The sequence below is a fragment of the Colwellia sp. genome (assembly GCF_013215345.1).
Lineage (GTDB): Bacteria > Pseudomonadota > Gammaproteobacteria > Enterobacterales > Alteromonadaceae > Colwellia.
On sequence record NZ_JABSOV010000072.1, the window covers coordinates 12,566 to 16,277 of the forward strand.

Annotated in this window: 3 protein-coding genes; 2 read left to right on the forward strand and 1 reads right to left on the reverse strand. The window is 38.0% G+C overall.

Annotated features, from left to right (window positions below; genetic code table 11):
* Positions 1-30: 30 nt before the first annotated feature.
* On the reverse strand, positions 31-249 hold the full coding sequence (gene cspD, locus HRT50_RS12005) for a cold shock domain-containing protein CspD (RefSeq protein WP_291614749.1): 219 nt from the start codon (positions 247-249) through the stop codon (positions 31-33).
* Between the two features lie 258 nt (positions 250-507).
* On the opposite strand from cspD, the gene clpS reads away from it, so the two are divergent.
* Positions 508-828: an ATP-dependent Clp protease adapter ClpS gene (gene clpS / locus HRT50_RS12010; protein WP_291614751.1), complete on the forward strand. Its 321-nt coding sequence runs from the start codon at positions 508-510 to the stop codon at positions 826-828.
* A gap of 19 nt (positions 829-847) precedes the next feature.
* Complete coding sequence (gene clpA, locus HRT50_RS12015; protein WP_291614753.1) at positions 848-3,103, forward strand: ATP-dependent Clp protease ATP-binding subunit ClpA; 2,256 nt, start codon at positions 848-850, stop codon at positions 3,101-3,103.
* Positions 3,104-3,712 lie beyond the last annotated feature (609 nt).

A 3,712-nucleotide genomic window follows, 5' to 3' on the forward strand; every position in this document is an offset into this window, starting at 1 on the left:
TTTTTATATTACTTTAGCGCAAAGTCTTTTTTATTCTATTTCGCCTTCAGCTAACTTAATACTTGCTGCGTGGTGACCTTTAGGGCCTTCATTTAGTTCATAATTGACATCTTGTCCGGCTTTTAATGTTCGATATCCATCCATTTCGATTGTTGAATAGTGCGCGAAAATATCTTCCCCGCCACTATCTGGGCGAATAAAGCCAAAACCTTTTGCATTATTAAACCATTTAACTGTACCGTGTGCCATACTTCAACTTCCTTCTATATCCTTTAGTATTCAATTATGTTTAACTTACTTTCCATTGTTAACTCTGTCTAAGAGTAAACAAATCCGAATAAGTAAGTGCATAGACAACAAACTAAGCGACTAAATATTAGTCACCTATAGAATCGTAGATAATTTATAGAATTAGTCAAGGTAAAAACATGTTTTTTTTAACGTTTTTTTAACTTTATTGCATGAAAAGATACAGCAAAAGTAAAAAGTAGAGACTAAGATAAATATATGAGCAACTGGAAAGAGTTATTTGACACCCAAACCATAGTTGAAGAGGCAGTTAGAGAGCAACTAGAAGAGCCGGCTAAATACCATGTTTTTTTACTTAATGATGACTATACCCCGATGGACTTTGTTGTAGACGTATTATGTAATTTTTTTAACAAAAGTGAAGAAGAAGCAACGGATATTATGTTAAATATTCACTATAAGGGAAAAGGTCTTTGTGGCATATATACTGCAGAGATAGCAGAGACAAAAGTTGAACATGTTGTCCAGTACGCTTTTGAAAATCAGCATCCATTAAAGTGTGTGATGACAAAAGCCTAAAGAAAAAGTTGGAGTAGTTATGCTAAACAAAGACTTAGAAATATCACTTAATTTAGCTTTTCGCCAAGCTAAAGAATCTCGCCACGAATTTATGACGGTAGAACATTTACTGTTGGCATTATTAGATAACCCATCAGCGATTGAAGCGCTTGGAGCGTGTGGAGCTGACCTAGCTAAACTTCGCAAAAGCCTCTTAGATTTTATCGGCGAAACAACGCCAATGATTCCTATAGGGGAAGAAGAACGTGAAACTCAGCCAACGTTAGGGTTTCAACGCGTTTTACAAAGGGCTGTTTTTCATGTGCAATCTTCGGGAAAAAATGAAGTCAGTGGCTCGAATGTATTAGTCGCTATTTTCAGCGAACAAGAATCGCAAGCCGCATATATTTTGAAAAAATCAGATATTAGTCGTTTAGACATTGTTAATTATATCTCTCACGGCATTGCAAAGGTTGATGACAATGCACCGCAGACACTTGATGGCGAACCACAGAGTGAAGATGAGCCGCGTACCATTGAAAATTTTTCTGTCAACCTTAATGAAGAAGCTATCAAAGGTAATATTGACCCTTTAATTGGTCGTGATGAGGAGCTTGAACGTACATTACAGGTATTGAGTAGACGGAGAAAAAACAATCCGCTTTTTGTTGGTGAAGCAGGCGTTGGTAAAACTGCCATTGCTGAAGGTTTAGCCAATATGATTGTGAATAAACAGGTGCCTGAATTTTTAGCAGATGCGACGATTTACTCCCTTGATATGGGGGCTTTATTAGCCGGTACTAAGTATAGAGGCGACTTTGAGAAACGTTTTAAATCTTTATTGAAAGAGCTTGAAGAAGATAAAAATGCGGTGCTGTTTATTGATGAAATCCATACTATTATAGGTGCGGGAGCTGCCTCGGGTGGTATGATGGATGCCTCTAACCTGCTAAAACCACTGCTTTCGGCTGGTAAGGTACGCTGTTTAGGCTCTACTACGTATCAAGAATATCAAAGTATTTTTGAAAAAGATCGTGCATTAGCTCGTCGTTTCCAAAAAATTGATATTCCCGAGCCTAGCGTTGCCGATACCACTAAAATACTGCACGGTCTGAAAGAGAAGTATGAAAGCCATCATGGTATTCGTTATACCAGTAAAGCTCTACATGCAGCTGCTCAGCTATCGGCTAAATATATTAACGAAAGGTTTCTGCCAGATAAGGCCATTGATGTCATTGATGAAGCGGGTGCCAGGCAACAGCTTATTCCGGCTAATAAGCGAAAAAAAGTCATTAATAATGCCGATATAGAAAGTATTGTCGCTAAAATGGCTAGAATCCCTGAGAAATCAGTATCACTCAGTGAAAAGGATCATCTTAAAAACCTTGATCGTAACTTGAAGCTTGTTGTTTTTGGACAAGACCAAGCTATTAGTGAGCTTTCATCCGTTATTCGTTTATCTCGAGCAGGACTAGGTAGTGAAGAAAAGCCGGTTGGATCTTTCCTCTTTGCCGGACCTACAGGAGTTGGTAAGACGGAAGTAACCCAACAATTAGCTAAAATCTTGGGAGTAGAGCTGCTCCGTTTCGATATGTCGGAATATATGGAGAAGCACGCCGTTAGCCGACTTATCGGCGCACCTCCGGGATACGTAGGCTATGAACAGGGTGGTTTACTTACAGATGCTGTTTTAAAACACCCTCATGCTGTGGTATTACTGGATGAGATTGAAAAAGCACATGAGGATGTATACAACATTCTACTGCAAGTGATGGACCATGGTACTTTAACGGACAATAATGGTCGAAAAGCTGACTTTAGAAATATTATCTTAGTGTTAACAACCAATGCTGGCGTACAAGAAACAGTGCGTCAATCTATTGGCTTTAAACAACAAGACCACAGTCTTGATGCATTAAGTGAAATTAATAAGATATTTTCACCTGAGTTTAGAAATCGCTTAGATAACATTGTTTGGTTTAATCATTTAGATCACATTGTAATTCAACAAGTAGTTGATAAGTTCATTGTTGAATTACAAGCCCAACTCGATGATAAAGGTGTTTCACTTGAGTTAAGTAAGCAAGCTAGATTATGGTTAGCTGAACATGGCTACGACAAGACTATGGGCGCTAGGCCTATGGCTCGCTTGATTCAAGAGCATTTAAAGAAAACATTGGCTAATGAGTTACTCTTTGGGGAGTTAACACAGGGAGGCGTGGCTAAAGTTGATGTTAAAAAGGATAAAATAGTGATTAGCTACGAAAATAAACAGGAATTGATTACTGCGAAATAATAATTCACTTTAATTAATAAGTTAATTTAGACGTTAATCTAAAAGCCCTACAAATAAACTTAGTAGGGCTTTTTTATGCATGCCATATAATAAAGGGACAAGCGCTTAGTGTTTATGTTCATCAAATAAATTTACTACTAAGGTAATAAGGTTAGTTAAGGTAAGAAGCATTGAAGAAGTGTATTTTGTTGGAAGAGAGTTGTTAAGGGAAAAATAGGGTAAGGGCAGGTTTTATATCTTAATGTCGAGTAACCCTATTGATATGAAATAGCTCGAGTGACATATACCTGAGAGTAATAGGGTACAAACTATGGTGCTTACAAACGATCTACAGGGCATGTATCTGTTTTATCAGTCTGATAGGCTTTCTTCAGGCGAAAAAAAAACTACATAAAGTAGGTTTTTTTCGTTCTTATGTGGCTCCCCAAACTGGGCTCGAACCAGTGACACATGCTATTTATTATAGAGAGTACAGTCCATCGCTCTACCAAGTAAGCTAGAGCGATGTATTTTCATCAGACATAAAAAAGCCGCGAATAATCGCGGCTTCTTTAATGTGGCTCCCCAAACTGGGCTCGAACCAGTGACACATGGATTAACAGTCCATCG

Coding starts and splice junctions, on each gene's coding strand:
- cspD (WP_291614749.1), bottom strand. CDS start 249: ATGGCACACGGTACAGTTAAATGGTTTAATAATGCAAAAGGTTTTGGC.
- clpS (WP_291614751.1), top strand. CDS start 508: ATGAGCAACTGGAAAGAGTTATTTGACACCCAAACCATAGTTGAAGAG.
- clpA (WP_291614753.1), top strand. CDS start 848: ATGCTAAACAAAGACTTAGAAATATCACTTAATTTAGCTTTTCGCCAA.